Below are 16695 nucleotides of genomic sequence, written 5' to 3'. Positions count from 1 at the left end.
TCGCCCCCCGGGCCCCGTGGGAGCGGGGTGGTCGCGTAGCGAGGGCGGGTGCGGGTCAGCGTCGATCTGCGCCGGCGGCGCTCGCCGTGTTCTCCCCCCGGGGGGCAACCCCGGACCCCAGCCCGGCGTGCGGGTAAGTCAGGGTCTGACGGGGGCGCCGCGCGCCTCCGGCGGGGGGCACGCGCCTATGGCAGGGGGTCACGCGCCTCCGGCGGGGGCCGACGGAACAGGTCCCGGGGGCTTCGCCCCCGAACCCCCTGGAAACAGGGTGGTTGCGGGGGGTGTTGATCCGCACCGGCCTTCGCCGACGGCGGTCACCTCCCGAGACCGCGGGGCGCGCGACCCCCGAGGTCGAAGGCACACGGCCTCGAGGCCGCAGGCACACGCCCTTCCCCGAGACCGAAGGCACACAGGCCAAAGGGCGCGCAGCGCCCCCCTGACCGACGCGCGCAAGTCGCCCCGGGTTCAAGAACCGTGGCCGGAGGACAAGTTGCACGGGACACTGAAACTCGTTCTAGTTACCATCGGAGCCGTGCGCGCCCGCCCGCCGGCGCGCCGTACCCGGTAACCAGGAGGCGCCCCGTGCACGAAACCCCCGAGGTGACCGACCACCGCGGTGGTGTCTGGAGCATCCAGGTGCCCATCCCGGACAACCCCCTGGGCTACACCCTGGTCTACGTCCTGGACACCGACCGCGGGCCCGTCCTCGTCGACACCGGCTGGGACGACCCGGCGTCCTGGGACACCCTGACCGCGGGACTCGCCCGCTGCGGCACGGACGTCAAGGACCTGCACGGAGTCGTGATCACCCACCACCACCCCGACCACCACGGCCTGTCCGGCCGGGTCCGCGAGGCGTCCGGCGCCTGGATCGCCATGCACGAGGCGGACATCGCCATGGTCCGGCGCGGACAGGAGGCCGACCCCGGCCACTGGGCGCGCTACCTCCTCGCGAAGCTCCGCACCGCCGGCGCCCCCGGCGACCATCTCGCCCCGCTGCAGAAGGCGCTGGACTCCGGCCGGCTGCGCGACGTCCCCGGGATGCGGCAGACGCTGCCCGACCGCGCGGTCACCCCGGGCGAACTGCTCCCGCTCGCCGGCCGCCGGCTGCGCGCGATCTGGACGCCCGGCCACACGCCCGGCCACGTCTGCCTGCACCTGGAGGAGGAGCACCCGGACCGCCGCGCGGGCACCGGCCGGCTGTTCTCCGGCGACCACCTGCTGCCCGGCATCTCCCCGCACATCGGCGTGTACGAGGGCCCGGACGAGGCCGACCTGACCGACCCGCTCGGCGACTACCTGGCCTCCCTGGAGCGCGTCGCCCGACTGGCGCCCGCGGAGGTACTCCCCGCGCACAAGCACCCGTTCACCGACGCCCCGGCCCGCGTCACCGAACTGCTGGACCACCACGCGGACCGGCTCGCGGCCGTGACGTCCCTGCTGCGCGAGCGCCCCCGTACGGCCTGGGAGCTGGCGGAGGCCATGGAGTGGAACCGCCCCTGGGCGGACATCCCGTACGGCTCCCGCAACATCGCCGTCTCGGAGGCCGAGGCGCACGTCCGCCGCCTGGTCAAACAGGGCCGCGCGGAGGCCGTCGGCGACACCCCGGTCCGCTACCGGGATCTATTCGCAGTGCTCCGGCCTTCAGACCGGGGGTGAAGCGAATCTTCCGGTGTGACGCGGAGCGTCACCGCAATGGGCCCGGCGGAGCCGGACGGAGGTAGGTCGCCTGCCGCGCGGAGCGCTGCGAGGCTTTCCCGGCGGAGCCGGGGTGAAGCTCACCCCGGCCGGTTCTGCTGTTCAATGTACTGCCTGACCACGGACAGCGGTGCGCCGCCGACGGTTGCGGCGAGGTAGGACCCGGACCAGAGCTTGCTGGCACGCCAGTAGTGGCCCACCAGGTCGGGGAACTCCTGGCGCAGGCGGCGGGAGGAGACGCCCTTGAGGGAGTTGACCAGTTTGGTGACGGCGACCTTGGGCGGGAAGTTCACCAGCAGGTGGACGTGGTTGTCCTCGCCGTTGAACTCCACCAGTTCGCATTCGAAGTCCGAACAGACCGACCGCATGATCTCCTCCATGCGCCTCAGGTGGGTATCGGTGAACACCTTGTGCCGGAACTTGGTCACGAAGACCAAGTGGACATGCATCGCGAATGTACAGTGCCGACCAGTTCTGATCTTCTGCATCTCACCCATAACCCAAGTATGTAGCGTGGCCGGTATGCAGCTTCGGCACAGCTTCCGCCTGTACCCGAACGCCGTCCAGCAGGCCGCGTTGGCACGGGCGTTCGGGTGCGCCCGCGTGGTGTACAACGACGCCGTGCGCGCTCGCGAGGACGCCCGCACGAGAGGGCGACCGTTCCCGACGGCCGGACAGTTGTCCCGGGAGCTGATCACGGATGCGAAGCGGACAGCCGGGCGTGCCTGGCTGGGCGAGGTGTCCGCGGTGGTGCTCCAGCAGTCCTTGCGGGACGCCGAGACCGCGTACCGCAACTTCTTCGCCTCCCTGGGCGGCACCCGCAAGGGCCCGAAACTGGGTGCCCCGCGTCTCAAGTCCCGCAAGGATCAGCGGCAGTCGATCCGGTTCACTGCGAATGCCCGCTGGAGCATCACCGACAGCGGCCGTCTGAACCTGCCGAAGATCGGCGCGGTGAAGGTGAAGTGGTCCCGCGCCCTGCCCGTCACACCGTCCTCGGTGACCGTGATCAAGGATGCGGCGGGACGGTACTTCGCCTCGTTCGTCATCGACACCGATCCCGCCGCCGACGCCGAATGGATGCCCGCCACCGAGAACACCATCGGCATCGATCTCGGCCTGACCCACTTCGCCGTGCTGTCCGACGGCACGAAGATCGACTCCCCGCGCTTCCTGCGGCGCGCGGAGAAGAAGCTGAAGAAGGCCCAGCGGGAGCTGTCCCGCAAACAGAAGGGATCGAAGAGCCGGGCCAAGGCCCGCCAGAAGGTCGCCCGCGCCCATGCCAAGGTCGCCGACGCGCGCCGCGAGTTCCACCACCGGCTCTCCACCCGGCTGATCTCCGAGAACCAAGGGATCGCCGTGGAGGACCTGTCGGTGGCCGGGCTGGCGCGCACCAGGCTGGCCAAGTCCGTGCACGACGCGGGCTGGTCGCAGTTCATCAGCATGCTGACCTACAAGGCCGAGCGATACGGCCGCACCCTGATCAAGATCAGCCGGTTCGAGCCGACGAGTCAGGTCTGCTCGACGTGTGGCGTCAAGGACGGACCCAAACCCCTGAACGTGCGGGAATGGACCTGCACCGCCTGCGGCACCGTCCACGACCGGGACACCAACGCCGCGATCAATGTCAAACAGGCCGCCGGACTGGCGGTGACGGCCTGCGGAGCGCCGGTAAGACCGGGAGCAATCCCGGCACGGCGCGAAGAAACAGGAAGCCACGGATTCCCGACCGGAAACCGTGCCGCGTAGCAGCACGGCAACCCGTCAGGGAAGGCCAGAATCCTCGCCCTCCAGGGCGATGAGCATGTCAACACCCGGTGTGACGCCCGCCGCACCGCCCGGCCACCGCGCGAGCAGGGGTATGACCCGCCCGGACCCCCCGGTAAGGTGGTCGGGTCCCCGCGGGGGAAGCCGGTGCGATCCCGGCGCTGACCCGCAACCGTGTACAGGCCGCGAAGCGGCGTGTGAGCCGGAGTACCCGCGACGGACGCGTTGGCTCTCGGAGCCGCCCGCACCCGGGCGGATCCACTGGCCGCCCCCGCAGGGTGCGGTCGCCCCGTCGAGGTATACGGAGCTGAGCCCGGTGCCAGTGCAGGGCGCGTGAACCGCGGGCCTGCCGTGCGCGGTGCCGTGCCCGGCCCGCAGCAGGAAAGGCACCCTCCCAGCCATGGCTTCCAGCTCCACGCGCCGCGCGCTCGCGGCCCTCGCCGCCACCGCGGCACTGTGCGCCGTCGCAGCCCCCGCCGCCACCGCGGCGGACGGCGCCGGCCTGTACGGCACGGCCGACCCGCAGTACGACGGCGTGTGGCGTACCTCCCTGGCGATGCTCGCCCAGGACGCCGCCGGTATACGCCCCGCCGAGCAGGCCGTGACCTGGCTCACCGGCCAGCAGTGCGCGGACGGCGGTTTCGCGGCGTACCGCAAGGACACCGCCGCCGCCTGCGACGCCAAGACGGAGGACTCCAACGCCACCGCCATGGCCGTCCAGGCGCTGGCGGCGCTCGGCGGGCAGGACGCCGCCGTGGGCAAGGCCGTGACCTGGCTCAAGGGCATCCAGAACAAGGACGGCGGCTTCCCGTACAACCCGGGCGGCGGGAGCGACGCGAACTCCACCTCCGTGGCGATCGGCGCGCTGGCCGCCGCCGGCGAGGAGCCGTCGCAGGTGCTGAAGGGCGAGAAGTCCCCCTTCGACGCGCTCGCCGCGCTGCAGCTCCCCTGCGACGCCAAGGCCGACGAGCAGGGCGCGTACGCCTTCACGCCCGACAAGGGCAAGCTGTACGCCAACGAGTACGCCACCGCTGCCGCCGCGCTCGCCGGCCGCGGCACGGGCCTGGTCGTGAAGGCGGCGGGCGACGCCCCGGTCAACGCCCCCGCCTGCGCCGACAACCGCAACCCGGACGGCGACGCCGAGGCCGCGGACGACTTCCTGGCCAAGCGGATCGCCGCCAACGAGGGCTTCCTGAAGGACCTCAGCGCCAAGAACGCCGACCCGAACACCACCGCCTGGGCGACCCTCGCCCTGGCCGCCGGCGGCCACAAGAGCGCGGCGCTCGAGCCGTACGCCTGGCTGGAGAAGAACTCCGCGGCCTGGTCCAAGGACAGCCCGGCCGCCCTGGGCACGCTCATCCTGACTGCGCAGGCCGTCGGCAAGGACCCGAAGGACTTCGCCGGTACCGACCTGGTCGCCGCCCTCAACGCGACCGGCCCCGCCCCGCAGGCCGCGGCCGCCTCCACCAAGCCGTCCCCCAAGGCGGCGAAGGAGGACGACGGTGACGACGACGGCGGCATGGCCACCACCACCTGGCTGATCATCGGCGTCGGCCTGATCGCCGGTGTCGGCGTCGGCATCTTCTCCAGCCTGCGCAAGAAGAACGCCCGGCTGTGATACGCACCGCCCGCCTCGCCCTCGCCCCCCTCGTCACGCTGCTCGCGCTGTTGGGGGGCGCGGGCTCCGCGCACGCTGAGGGCTATCGCTACTGGTCCTTCTGGGAGCGCGACGGCTCGCAGTGGGTGTACGCCCAGCAGGGCCCCGGCACCGCCCGCCCCGGCGACGGGGACGTCGTCGGCTTCCGCTTCGCCGTCAGCGAGGACTCCGCCGACGCCACCCGCCCGCGCGGGACGGCGGACTTCGCGGCGATCTGCGCGGACGGGAAGGCCGAGGACGGCCGCAAGCGGGTGGCGTTCGTCCTCGACTTCGGTACGCCCGAGGACTCCGCGGACGGCGCGACCCCGCCCGCGCAGCGCACCGAGTGCGCGGTCGTGCCCGAGGACGCGACGGCGGCGGACGCCCTGGCGGCGGTCGCGGAGCCGCTGCGCTTCGGCTCGAACGGCCTGCTGTGCGCGATCGCGGGCTATCCGGCGAAGGGGTGCGGCGAGACGGTCTCGTCTGCTGACGAGAAGTCCGGCTCCGGTACGCCGGCCGCGGACGAGGACTCCGGCGAGGGCCCGTCCGCCGGCCTCATCGGCGGCGTCGCCGCCGTGGCGGTCCTCGGGGCCGCAGCCGTGTGGCAGGCGAGGCGCCGGCGCGCATGACCGGCGCGCGCGTGACCCGGTGGCTGCAGGCGCCCGAGGCCCACCGGGGCAACGCGATCCACGCGGGCGCCTGGTGGCTGTGGGCCCTGGGGCTGGCGGTCGCCGCGTCGCGGACCACGAACCCGCTGCTGCTGGGCATGGTCGTCGGCGTCGCGGGCTATGTCGTCGCGGCCCGCCGTACGGACGCGCCGTGGGCCCGCTCGTACGCCGTCTTCGTCAGGTTCGGCCTGGCGGTCCTCGTCATCCGGCTGGTCTTCGCGACGGTCCTGGGCTCCCCCATCGGCGGCACGCACACGCTCTTCACCCTCCCCGAAGTGCCGCTGCCCGACTGGGCGAAGGGCATCCGGCTGGGCGGCCGGGTGGTCGCCGAGCAGCTCCTCTTCGCCCTCTACGACGGCCTCAAACTGGCCACGCTCCTCATCTGCGTCGGCGCCGCGAACGCCCTCGCCAACCCCGCCCGGCTCCTGAAGTCCCTTCCCGGCGCCCTGTACGAGGCGGGCGTCGCGGTCGTCGTCGCGATGACCTTCGCCCCGCACTTCGTCTCCGACGTCGGCCGGCTGCGCGCCGCGCGGCGGCTGCGCGGGCGCGGCGACCGGGGCATCCGGTCGGTGCTGCAGGTCGGGCTGCCCGTCCTCGAGGGCGCGCTGGAACGGTCGGTCGCGCTGGCGGCGGCGATGGACGCCCGCGGCTACGGCCGCAGCGCGGACGTGCCGCCTGCCGTCCGCCGTACGACGGGACTCCTCACCCTCGGCGGGCTGTTGGGCGTGTGCGCCGGTACGTACGGACTGCTCGCCGCGCAGGGCGCCGGCTACGGGCTGCCGGTGCTGCTCGCCGGTCTGGCGGCGGCGGTCGCGGGGCTGCGGCTGGGCGGGCGGCGGGCGGTGCGGACCGTGTACCGGCCGGACCGCTTCGGCCCGCGGTCGTGGCTGGTCGCCGGGTCCGGCGTCGCGGTCGCGCTGCTGACGATCTGGGCGGGCCGGTACGCGCCGGACGCCCTGCACCCCGGCGTCGTACCGCTGCGCGCCCCCGAGCTTCCCCTCTGGCCCGCGGCCGGCCTGCTCATCGGCCTGCTGCCCGCCTTCGTCGCGCCCGTGCCTGTGCGGGTGCCCGGCAAGGAGTCCACGTGATCGCCTTCGAAGACGTCTCCGTCGTGTACGACGGCGCGGACCGCCCCGCGTTGCAGGGCGTCGATCTGCGGATCCCGGAGGGGGAGCTGGCGCTGCTCGTCGGGCCGTCGGGGGTCGGCAAGTCGACACTGCTGGGCGCGGTGAGCGGGCTGGTCCCGCACTTCACCGGCGGCACGCTGCGGGGGCGGGTCACGGTCGGCGGCCGGGACACGCGGCTGCACCCGCCGCGTGAACTGGCCGACCTGGTCGGCACGGTGGGCCAGGATCCCCTCTCGCACTTCGTCACGGACACGGTCGAGGACGAGCTGGCGTACGGCATGGAGTCCCTCGGCCTCCCGGCGGACACGATGCGCCGCCGCGTCGAGGAGACCCTCGACCTGCTGGGCCTCGCGGACCTCCGCGACCGCCCCATCGCCTCGCTGTCCGGGGGCCAGCAGCAGCGCGTCGCGATCGGCTCGGTCCTCACCCCGCACCCGCGCGTCCTGGTCCTCGACGAACCGACGTCGGCCCTCGACCCGGCCGCGGCGGAGGAGGTCCTGGCGGTCCTCCAGCGCCTGGTGCACGACCTGGGTACGACGGTCCTCCTGGCGGAACACCGCCTGGAGCGCGTCGTCCAGTACGCCGACCAGGTCATCGTCCTCCCCACCCCCGGCACACCCCCCACCACGGGCACCCCGGCGGACATGATGGCGGTCTCCCCGGTCTACCCCCCGGTGGTCTCCCTGGGCCGCCTCGCAGGCTGGACCCCCCTCCCCCTCTCCATCCGCGACGCCCGCCGCGCGGCAGCCCCGCTACGGGAGAGGCTGTCGGGCCTCCACCCGGTAACACCGGGCCCGGCGACAGCATCGGGGGTGGCGCAGGGGGCAGCCGTGAGCGCAGACCCGCAGCCTGCGGGCAGTCGTGCCGCTGGGGCGGCACGGGTGGGCGCAGGCGAACCGCAGCCATCGACGCCCGACGCAACCACGGCGAACACGCCCGCGCACGCGACCGCACGCGCAGGCGAACCGCAGCCGAACGCGACCACAAGGCTCCGCGCCCTCTTCCGGCGCCGGAAGACCACCCCGCCCACCACCGCAGAGAGCACACCGACAACCGCCGAAACCACCGCACTCGCCGTAAGGCGAAACCGCACCGAGGTCCTCCGGAACATCAACCTCACCCTCACCGAAGGCGAGACCATCGCCCTCATGGGCCGCAACGGCGCCGGCAAGTCCACCCTCCTGCGCACGCTCGTCGGCCTCCACGAGCCCACCGCGGGCAGCGTCACACTGAACGGCCGCATCACCCCGGCGGAGACCGCCCCCAGGGACCTCCTCCGCCACGCCGGCCTCGTCCCCCAGGACCCGAGGGACCTCCTCTACGCCGACACGGTCGCAGCCGAATGCGACGCAGCGGACGCGGACGCCGGCGCCCCGGAAGGAACCTGCCGCGCCCTGGTGACCGACCTGCTCCCGGACGTCGCGGACGGCACCCACCCCCGCGACCTCTCCGAAGGACAACGCCTCGCCCTCGCCCTGGCCGTCATCCTCACCGCGCGACCGCGCCTGCTCCTCCTCGACGAACCCACCCGCGGCCTCGACTACGCCGCGAAGCACCGCCTGGCAAAGGCCCTGCGCACCCTGGCCGCGCAGGGCCACACCATCGTCCTGGCCACCCACGACGTGGAGCTCGCCGCCGAGCTCGCCCACCGCGTGATCATCCTCGCCGAGGGCGAGATCGTCGCCGACGGCCCGATGGCCGAGGTGGTCGTCTCCTCCCCCGCCTTCGCCCCCCAGGTCACGAAGATCCTGGGCGACGGCCCGTGGCTGACCGTCCCGCAGATCCGCCGGGCCCTGGAGGCCGCGGCGTGACGGCGTACACCGAACGACACCGTGCGATCCGCCTCGGCCCGCGCGCGACCGCCGCCCTCGCCCTGATCACGCTCCTGGGCATCGGCGTCTTCGGCTGGCCCCTGCTCGCCGACCGGGGCAGCGTCATCGGCGACCACGCCGTCGACGCCCCGTGGATCTTCGCCCTGCTCCTCCCGCTCCTCCTCGCCGTCGTGGCGGCGACGATCGCCGACCAGGGCCTGGACGCGAAGGCCATCGCGATGCTCGGCGTACTGGCGGCGGTGGGGGCGGCGCTGCGGCCCCTCGGAGCCGGTACGGCCGGCCTCGAGCCGATGTTCTTCCTGCTGATCCTCTCGGCCCGCGTGCTCGGCCCCGGCTTCGGCTTCGTGCTGGGCGCGACCACGATCTTCGCGTCCGCGCTGCTCACCGGGGGCGTCGGCCCGTGGATGCCGTTCCAGATGCTGGCGATGGGCTGGGTGTGCCTGGGCGCGGGGCTGCTGCCCGGGGCGGACCGGTTGCGGGGCCGGCGGGAGCTGTGGCTGCTTACCTCATATGGCGTAGTCACCTCGTTCGGTTATGGGCTGGTCATGAACTTCCAGGGCTGGCCGATCTACACCACCGGCCTGCCCTCCGGCATCACGTTCGTCGCCGGCGATCCGATCCCCGACAACCTGGCCCGTTTCCTGGCGTACTGCCTGGCCACATCGATGGGTTGGGACCTCGGCCGGGCCCTGACGACGGCCCTGTGCACCCTCCTCCTAGGCACCCCGGTACTCAAGGCGCTGCGCCGCGCGACCCGCCGCGCGGCCTTCGGCACACCCGTGCATTTCGAACAAACCGGAGGACTCAACTCCCGTTGATGGGCGTTCATCTCACATCTGATATACGTTCCGCGTATGGCAGACGACTACCTCGTACGCATCGGCAAGCTCATCCGTAACGCCCGGCAGCACCGCGGATGGACCCAGTCCCACCTCGCCGAGGCCCTCGGTACCAGCCAGAGCGCGGTCAACCGTATCGAACGCGGCAATCAGAACATCTCGCTCGACATGATTGCCCGCATCGGCGAGGCCCTGGACAGCGAGATCGTCTCCCTGGGCACGGCCGGCCCTATGCACCTCAGGGTGTCGGGCGGGCGGCAGCTCTCCGGGGCCATCGACGTCAAGACGAGCAAGAACGCGTGCGTCGCCCTGCTGTGCGCCTCGCTGCTGAACTCCGGCCGTACGGTGCTGCGCCGCGTGGCCCGGATCGAGGAGGTCTACCGGATCCTCGAGGTGCTCAACAGCGTCGGTGTGAAGGCCCGCTGGATCAACGACGGCGCCGATCTGGAGATCGTCCCGCCGACCGAGCTGGACCTGACGTCGATCGACACCGAGGCAGCGGTCCGCACCCGCAGCATCATCATGTTCCTCGGCCCGCTGCTGCACCGGATGGACCGCTTCAAGCTGCCGTACGCCGGCGGCTGCGATCTGGGCACCCGCACCGTCCAGCCGCATATGAGCGCCCTGCGCCACTTCGGCCTGGACATCACGGCCACCGAGGGCACGTACCACGCCGAGGTCGAGCCGGGCATCGCGCCGCAGCGGCCGATCGTGCTGACCGAGCGCGGCGACACGGTGACCGAGAACGCGCTGATGGCCGCCGCCCGCCACCCGGGCACCACGGTCATCCGCAACGCCAGCTCCAACTACATGGTCCAGGACCTGTGCTTCTTCCTGGAGCAGCTGGGCGTGGAGATCGAGGGCGTGGGCACCACCACCCTGACCGTGCGCGGCGTGCGCGACATCGACGTGGACGTGGACTACTCGCCGTCCGAGGACCCGGTCGAGGCGATGAGCCTGCTGGCCGCCGCGGTCGTCACCTCCTCCGAGCTGACCATCCGCCGGGTGCCGGCGGAGTTCATGGAGATCGAGCTGGCGGTGCTGGAGGAGATGGGCCTGGACCTCGACCGCGGCCCGGAGTACGCGGCGGACAACGCCCGCACCCGGCTGGTCGACCTCACGGTCCGCCCGTCCAAGCTGCAGGCCCCGATCGACAAGATCCACCCGATGCCGTTCCCGGGTCTGAACATCGACAACGTGCCGTTCTTCGCGGCGATCGCGGCGAGCGCCCAGGGTTCGACGCTGATCCACGACTGGGTCTACGACAACCGCGCCATCTACCTCACCGAGCTGACCCGCCTCGGCGCCTCCGTCAAGCTCCTCGACCCGCACCGCGTGCTGGTGGAGGGCCCGACGCGGTGGCGCGAGACGGAGATGATGTGCCCGCCGGCGCTGCGCCCGGCGGTGGTCGTGCTGCTCGGCATGATGGCCGCGGAGGGCACCTCGGTGCTGCGCAACGTGTACGTCATCAACCGCGGTTACGAGTCCCTGGCCGACCGCCTCAACTCGGTGGGCGCGCGGATCGAGACGTTCCGCGACATCTGACGAACCTCCGGACGCCCCCGTACCGAAGCGGTGCGGGGGCGTCCGTCTGCCCGGATTCCGATCGTTTCCGGGGCGTGGTTCGCCCGGAACGGTTTGAATGACGCCCTTGAGAGGTTCGGCCCGTAACCCGGGCTTTCGGAAAGGGCGTTGCGGATGGTCCTGAGGGGACGTGAGCGGGAGCGGGCGCTGCTCGACACGCTGGTGGGGGATCTGCGCGAGGGGGTCAGCCGGGTCGTCCTGCTGCAGGGGGACGCGGGGATCGGCAAGACGGTGCTGCTCGGCCACGCCGCCGCGCAGGCCGGGGACTTGCGGGTGCTGCGGGTGGCGGGCGTGGAGTCGGAGGCCGGGTTCCCGTTCGCGGCGCTGCACCGGCTGCTGCTGCCGTTCCTGGACGGGCTGAAGGAGCCCGGCACGCTGACCGCGGCGCAGCGGGAGGCGCTGCGGGTGGCGTGCGGGGTCGCCGACGGGCCGCCCGCCGACCTGTTCCTGGTGGGGCTGGCGACGCTGGCGCTGCTCGCGGAGGAGGCGAAGCTGCGGCCCGTACTGGCCTGCGTGGACGATGTGCAGTGGCTGGACGAGGAGTCGCTGGGCGTCCTCGCGTTCGTCGGCCGGCGGGTGCACGGGGAGGGCGTGGGGCTGCTGTTCGCCGCCCGGACCGGGTTCGACGCACCGGCCGGGCTGCCGGTCACCGAGGTCGGCGGGCTGGCGGAGCCGGACGCGCTGGAGCTGCTGCGGGCGTCCGTCGACGGTCCGCTGGACGCCCGGGTGGGCGCGCGGATCGTGACGGCGACGGCGGGCAACCCCCTCGCGCTGGCGGACCTCGGCGGCGCGCTGACCGCCGACCAGCTCACCGGGGCGCTGGCGCTGCCCGAACCCCTGCCGCTGGGCAGCCGGCTGGAGGAGCACTATCTGCGCCGGGTGGCCGCCCTGCCCCCGGCGACCCGGACCTGGCTGCTGCTCGCGGCCGCGGTGCCCGGCGGCGACGTCGGGTATCTCACGGACGCGGCACGGCTGCTGGGCGTCGGCCCGGACGCGTCGGGCCCGGCGGAGGCGGCGCGCCTGGTGGCCCTGCGGAGCGCGGTGGAGTTCCGGCACCCGCTGGTGCGCTCCGCGGTGTACGGCGGCGCGACCAGCGTGGAGCGGCGCCGCGCGCACGGGGCGCTGGCGGAGGTCACCGGCCGGCCCGCGGACGCCGACCAGCGGGCGTGGCACCGGGCCGCCGCGGCGCTCGGGCCCGACGAGGACGTGGCCGCCGAGGTGGAGCGGGCGGCGGACCGGGCGGGCGCACGCGGCGGTTACGCGGCCCGCGCGACGTTCCTCACCCGCGCCGCCGAGCTCTCGCCGCCGGGTGAGACGCGTACCGGCCGGCAGCTGGCGGCGGCCGAGGCGGCCCTCGCGGCGGGGGCGCTGCTGCAGGCGAAGACGCTGGCGGACGCCCTGGACGAGGACCTGCTCGGGGATGTGGGACAGGGCCGGGCGCTGCTCGTACGGGCGCATGCGCAGACCCTGCTGGGCGAGCAGGGCGGCTTCGCGGACGCCTCGGCGCTGTGCCTGCGCGCGGCGCGCTCCCTCGCGGACGGCGCTCCGGAGCTGGCGCACGAGGCCCTGCTCCAGGCGATCCACCGGTCGATCGGAGCCGAGCGACTGCTGCGGGGCACCTCGGCGGCCGAGATCGCCGCCGCCGTGGACGGGTTACTGCCGCGTTCGGCGCCCGCGACAGGCATCAGCCTGGTCCTGCGGGCGTACGCGGTGCTGGTCACCGACGGCTACGCGGCCGCCGTACCGCACATCCGCCGGGCGGTGGCGATGGTCCTGGACCCGGCGACTCCGGACGTGACGGTGCTGGACTCGTACCTGCCCCTGGTCACGCTGACGATGATCCTCTGGGACGCGGACCTGCACTCCGGCGTGATGCGGCGGGCCGCCGACGCCGCCCGCGCGAACGGCGCGCTGGCCCATCTGGACACCGCCCTGTACTGCGCGGTGATGCACGAGACCAATCTGGGCGCCCTCGCCGCCGCCGACGAACTGAACGCCCAGGGCCTCCAGGTGCGCACCGCGATAGGCGCCACCGACGACATGTGGGAGCTGTACCGCCATCCGGAACTGCTGGCCTGGCGCCACGAGAGCAAGAACATGGAGGAGGTCTTCCAGGGCTCGATGCAGGCCGGCACCTGGCTCGGCGCCGGAGCCGTGGAGTCGATCGCCCGGATCGGCATGACGATCGCCGCGCTCGGCACCGGCGACTACGCCCGGGCCCGCGCCATCACCAAGGACCTCGTGGCCGGGGACCCCGTCGTGTACCACTCGCGGCTGCTGCCCGCGCTGATCGAGGCGGCCGTGCGGTGCGGCGACCGGGTGACGGCCGCCGGCGCGCTGCGCACCCTCGACGAACGCGCCACAGCCAGTGGCACCGGCTGGGCGCTGGGCGTGCTCGCCCGCTGCCGCGCCCTGCTCGCCCCCGACGCCGAGGCCGAGCCGCTCCACGGCGAGGCGATCGCGCTGCTCACCGCCACCCCGGCGGTCTCCGACCTGGCGCGGGCGCATCTGCTCTACGGCGAGTGGCTGCGCCGCCGCAAGCGGCGCCGGGACGCCCGGGAGCAACTGCGCACGGCGCTGCGGATGTTCGACGCGATGGGGGCGCTGGGCTTCGCCGGACGGGCCGCGCAGGAACTGGCCGCGACCGGGGAGCACCCGCGCCGGGGGAAGGCGGCGGCGACCGAACTCACCCCGCAGGAGCTGACCATCGCCCGGCTGGCCCGGACGGGGGCGACGAACGCGGAGATAGCGGCGCGGCTGTTCATCAGCGCGAGCACGGTCGACTACCACCTGCGCAAGGTCTTCCGGAAGCTCGACGTGACGTCGCGGCGCCGGCTGACCGAGCTGCCCGAGCTGTAGCGGGGCGGTCCGCCCCCGTGCGGCGCGCGGTCACGACTACGCGCCGCACGGGATTCGGGCCCCGGGTGTGCCCGGCGACGATCGGCGGGTCGGAACACCACCCGCGGACGGAGCATCCCCATGCCCTACATCACCGCCGCCGACGGCGCCCGCATCCACTACAAGGACTGGGGCCACGGCCGCCCCGTCGTCCTCGCCCACGGCTGGCCGCTGAACGCGGACAGCTGGGAGGCGCAGCAACTGCACCTGGCCTCCCACGGCTTCCGGGCCGTCGCCCACGACCGGCGCGGCCACGGCCGCTCCGACCAGACCTGGCTCGGCAACGAGATGAACACCTACGCCGACGACCTCGCCGCGCTCATCGACGAACTCGACCTGCGCGACGTCACGCTCGTCGGCTTCTCCACCGGCGGCGGCGAGGTCGTGCGCTACATCGGCCGGCACGGCACCGGCCGGGTGGCGCAGCTCGTGCTGGTCTCCGCCGTACCGCCGTTCATGCTGCGCACCGACGACAACCCCGGCGGCGTACCCGCCGAGGTCTTCGACGCGATCCGGGCCGGCTCCCTCGCGGACCGCTCGCAGCTGTACCGCGACCTCGCCGACGGGCCGTTCTTCGGCAACAACCGTCCGGGCGCCGCCGTCTCCCAGGGCATCCGGGACGCGTTCTGGCGGCAGGGCCTGCAGTCCGGCCACCGGAACGCGTACGAGTGCGTCGCGGCGTTCTCCGCGACGGACTTCCGGGCGGACCTCGACGCCGTGGACGTGCCCACGCTCGTCATCCACGGCGACGACGACCAGGTGGTCCCGTTCGAGGTCGGCGGACGGGCCTCCGCCGCGCGGATCAAGAACGCCGCGCTGAAGGTCTACCCGGGCGCCCCGCACGGCATCACGGACACGCACAAGGACCAGTTGAACGAGGACCTGCTCGCGTTCCTCGGCTCCTGAGGGCGTACGCACAGCGCCCCGACCGTCCGACTCCTTCCGAAAGGACAACCGTCCATGCCCTCCGCACCCCAGCCCCGCCGCCGTGTCCTCGGCGGGCTGCTCGCCACCGGCACCGCCGCCACGCTCGGCGGGCTGTCCGCCGCCCCCGCCGCCGCACACGGCCGTACGGGCGGCAGCGACGGCGCCGCCAAGCCGACCGTCGTCCTCGTCCACGGCGTCTTCGCGGACGCCTCCGGCTGGAACGCCGTCACCGAGCGGCTGCTGGACGCCGGCTACCCGGTCCTCGCCGCCGCCGACCCGCTGCGGGACCTGGCCGGCGACGCGGCGTACCTCTCCAGCATCGTGGCCACCCTCACCGGCCCGGTGATCCTCGTCGGCCACTCGTACGGCGGCGAGGTCATCACCAACGCCGGCCTCGGCCACGACAACGTCAAGGCCCTCGTGTACGTCGCGGCGTTCGCGCCCGACGAGGGCGAGAGCGCGCTGGCGCTGGCCGACAAGTTCCCCGGCAGCCAACTGGGCGGCGCGCTCGTCGGACGCCACTATCCGCTGCCCGACGGCACCGAGGGCCTGGACGGGTACATCGACCCGGCGCGCTTCCACGACGTCTTCGCCCAGGACCTGCCGCGCTCCGTGACCCGGGTGATGGCGGTCTCGCAGCGCCCGGGCAGCGTCCAGGGCCTCGGCGGCCCCAGCGGCGCACCGGCGTGGCGGACGCTGCCGTCGTGGTACGTCGTGGCGGGCGAGGACCGCGTGATCCCGCCGGCTGTACAGCGCTTCATGGCGGCGCGCGCCGGCAGTACGACCGTCGAGGCGAAGGGCGCCTCGCACGTCGTGATGATGTCGCGGCCGGACACGGTCGTACGCCAGATCGTCGCCGCGGACCGCGGCACCCGCTGAGGAAGGACCGCGAAGATGACCGACACCGCACCCGACACGATCGTCCTGATCCACGGCTTCTGGGTGACGCCGCGCAGCTGGGAGCACTGGGTCGCCCACTACGAGAAGCGCGGCTACCGCGTCCTCGCCCCCGCCTACCCGGGCTTCGAGGTGGAGGTGGAGTCCCTGAACGCCGACACCGCGCCGATCGAGGCGGTCACCGTCCAGCAGATCCTCGACAGCCTCGAGGCCCTGATCCGCGGCCTGGACCGGCCACCGGTGCTGATCGGCCACTCCGCGGGCGGCGTGTTCGTCCAGCTGCTGCTGGACCGGGGCCACGGCGCCGCCGGCGTGGCGATCTGCTCCGCGCCCACGGAGGGCGTGGCCGTGCTGCCGCTGTCGCAGGTCAAGGCGGCCTTCCCGGTGCTGAAGAACCCCGCCAACCGGCACCGGGCGGTCGGGCTGACCGCGGAGCAGTGGCACTACGCGTTCGCCAACACGTTCACAGAGGAGGAGTCCCGGGCGCTGTACGAGCGTTACGCGATCCCGGCCTCGGGTGCCGTCTTCTGGGACAGCGCCCTGGCCACCCTGCGGCCCGGACACCACAGTACGTACGTCGACTACCACAACGACGACCGTGCGCCGCTGCTGTTCGTATCGGGTGAGAAGGACCATCTGATGCCGCCGAAGGTGCAGCAATCCAACGCCCGGCACTACAAGTCGGACACGGTGACCGAGGTGCGGGAGTTCGCCGGGATGCCGCATCTGCTTCCCGCGGCGCCGGGCTGGGAGGAGGTCGCGGACCAGGCCCTCGACTGGGCGGTGGCGCACGCCCGTTAGCCTGCGGGCCCGGGGGCCGGCGCC

At 73.4% G+C, this 16695-nt stretch carries 13 protein-coding genes and 1 riboswitch; of the genes, 12 read left to right on the top strand and 1 reads right to left on the bottom strand.

Going from position 1 to position 16695, the window contains the following annotated elements:
• Positions 1-582: 582 nt before the first annotated feature.
• Complete coding sequence (locus tag AB0M28_RS26900) at positions 583-1659, top strand: MBL fold metallo-hydrolase (RefSeq protein WP_365410149.1); 1077 nt, start codon at positions 583-585, stop codon at positions 1657-1659.
• A 119-nt stretch (positions 1660-1778) separates the two neighbouring features.
• Here the strand turns inward: AB0M28_RS26900 and tnpA are convergent, their stop codons facing one another.
• On the bottom strand, positions 1779-2195 hold the full coding sequence (gene tnpA / locus AB0M28_RS26895; protein WP_365410146.1) for an IS200/IS605 family transposase: 417 nt from the start codon (positions 2193-2195) through the stop codon (positions 1779-1781).
• A gap of 25 nt (positions 2196-2220) precedes the next feature.
• On the opposite strand from tnpA, the gene AB0M28_RS26890 reads away from it, so the two are divergent.
• From AB0M28_RS26890 to AB0M28_RS26840, 11 genes are all read left to right on the top strand, one after another.
• Entirely contained in the window at positions 2221-3444 is a 1224-nt protein-coding gene (locus AB0M28_RS26890) for an RNA-guided endonuclease TnpB family protein (protein ID WP_365410143.1), read from the top strand.
• A gap of 155 nt (positions 3445-3599) precedes the next feature.
• Positions 3600-3675: riboswitch (cobalamin riboswitch) on the top strand.
• 187 nt (positions 3676-3862) lie between these two features.
• Positions 3863-5080, top strand: coding sequence for a prenyltransferase/squalene oxidase repeat-containing protein (locus AB0M28_RS26885; protein ID WP_365410140.1), 1218 nt, complete (start codon positions 3863-3865; stop codon positions 5078-5080).
• On the top strand, positions 5077-5727 hold the full coding sequence (locus tag AB0M28_RS26880) for an SCO2322 family protein (protein WP_365410137.1): 651 nt from the start codon (positions 5077-5079) through the stop codon (positions 5725-5727). Before AB0M28_RS26885 ends, AB0M28_RS26880 begins: the two co-directional genes overlap by 4 nt.
• Positions 5724-6854, top strand: coding sequence for a CbiQ family ECF transporter T component (locus tag AB0M28_RS26875; RefSeq protein ID WP_365410135.1), 1131 nt, complete (start codon positions 5724-5726; stop codon positions 6852-6854). The genes AB0M28_RS26880 and AB0M28_RS26875 overlap by 4 nt, the downstream gene beginning before the upstream one ends.
• Positions 6851-8704, top strand: coding sequence for an ATP-binding cassette domain-containing protein (locus AB0M28_RS26870; RefSeq protein WP_365410132.1), 1854 nt, complete (start codon positions 6851-6853; stop codon positions 8702-8704). The genes AB0M28_RS26875 and AB0M28_RS26870 overlap by 4 nt, the downstream gene beginning before the upstream one ends.
• Positions 8701-9543: an ECF transporter S component gene (locus AB0M28_RS26865; RefSeq protein WP_365410129.1), complete on the top strand. Its 843-nt coding sequence runs from the start codon at positions 8701-8703 to the stop codon at positions 9541-9543. Before AB0M28_RS26870 ends, AB0M28_RS26865 begins: the two co-directional genes overlap by 4 nt.
• A gap of 36 nt (positions 9544-9579) precedes the next feature.
• Positions 9580-11109, top strand: coding sequence for a UDP-N-acetylglucosamine 1-carboxyvinyltransferase (locus AB0M28_RS26860; RefSeq protein ID WP_365410126.1), 1530 nt, complete (start codon positions 9580-9582; stop codon positions 11107-11109).
• A gap of 153 nt (positions 11110-11262) precedes the next feature.
• Positions 11263-14007: an AAA family ATPase gene (locus tag AB0M28_RS26855; protein WP_365410123.1), complete on the top strand. Its 2745-nt coding sequence runs from the start codon at positions 11263-11265 to the stop codon at positions 14005-14007.
• A 120-nt stretch (positions 14008-14127) separates the two neighbouring features.
• Positions 14128-14952 carry an alpha/beta hydrolase gene (locus AB0M28_RS26850; protein WP_365410120.1) on the top strand — a complete coding sequence of 275 codons (825 nt, stop codon included), beginning with the start codon at positions 14128-14130 and terminating at the stop codon, positions 14950-14952.
• A gap of 54 nt (positions 14953-15006) precedes the next feature.
• Positions 15007-15852 carry an alpha/beta hydrolase gene (locus AB0M28_RS26845; RefSeq protein WP_365410117.1) on the top strand — a complete coding sequence of 282 codons (846 nt, stop codon included), beginning with the start codon at positions 15007-15009 and terminating at the stop codon, positions 15850-15852.
• Between the two features lie 15 nt (positions 15853-15867).
• Entirely contained in the window at positions 15868-16671 is an 804-nt protein-coding gene (locus tag AB0M28_RS26840; protein ID WP_365410114.1) for an alpha/beta fold hydrolase, read from the top strand.
• Positions 16672-16695: the final 24 nt, after the last annotated feature.

The sequence above is a fragment of the Streptomyces sp. NPDC051940 genome (assembly GCF_040680895.1).
Classification (GTDB): domain Bacteria; phylum Actinomycetota; class Actinomycetes; order Streptomycetales; family Streptomycetaceae; genus Streptomyces.
The sequence above is the reverse complement of the archived record's forward strand: the minus strand, read 5'-3'. Positions and strand labels throughout refer to the sequence as shown.

Bases quoted from the DNA above. Each gene is read 5' to 3' on its own strand.
- AB0M28_RS26890 (WP_365410143.1), top strand. From the start codon at position 2,221: ATGCAGCTTCGGCACAGCTTCCGCCTGTACCCGAACGCCGTCCAGCAG.
- AB0M28_RS26855 (WP_365410123.1), top strand. From the start codon at position 11,263: ATGGTCCTGAGGGGACGTGAGCGGGAGCGGGCGCTGCTCGACACGCTG.
- AB0M28_RS26885 (WP_365410140.1), top strand. From the start codon at position 3,863: ATGGCTTCCAGCTCCACGCGCCGCGCGCTCGCGGCCCTCGCCGCCACC.
- AB0M28_RS26860 (WP_365410126.1), top strand. From the start codon at position 9,580: ATGGCAGACGACTACCTCGTACGCATCGGCAAGCTCATCCGTAACGCC.
- AB0M28_RS26850 (WP_365410120.1), top strand. From the start codon at position 14,128: ATGCCCTACATCACCGCCGCCGACGGCGCCCGCATCCACTACAAGGAC.
- AB0M28_RS26845 (WP_365410117.1), top strand. From the start codon at position 15,007: ATGCCCTCCGCACCCCAGCCCCGCCGCCGTGTCCTCGGCGGGCTGCTC.
- AB0M28_RS26840 (WP_365410114.1), top strand. From the start codon at position 15,868: ATGACCGACACCGCACCCGACACGATCGTCCTGATCCACGGCTTCTGG.
- AB0M28_RS26875 (WP_365410135.1), top strand. From the start codon at position 5,724: ATGACCGGCGCGCGCGTGACCCGGTGGCTGCAGGCGCCCGAGGCCCAC.
- tnpA (WP_365410146.1), bottom strand. From the start codon at position 2,195: ATGGGTGAGATGCAGAAGATCAGAACTGGTCGGCACTGTACATTCGCG.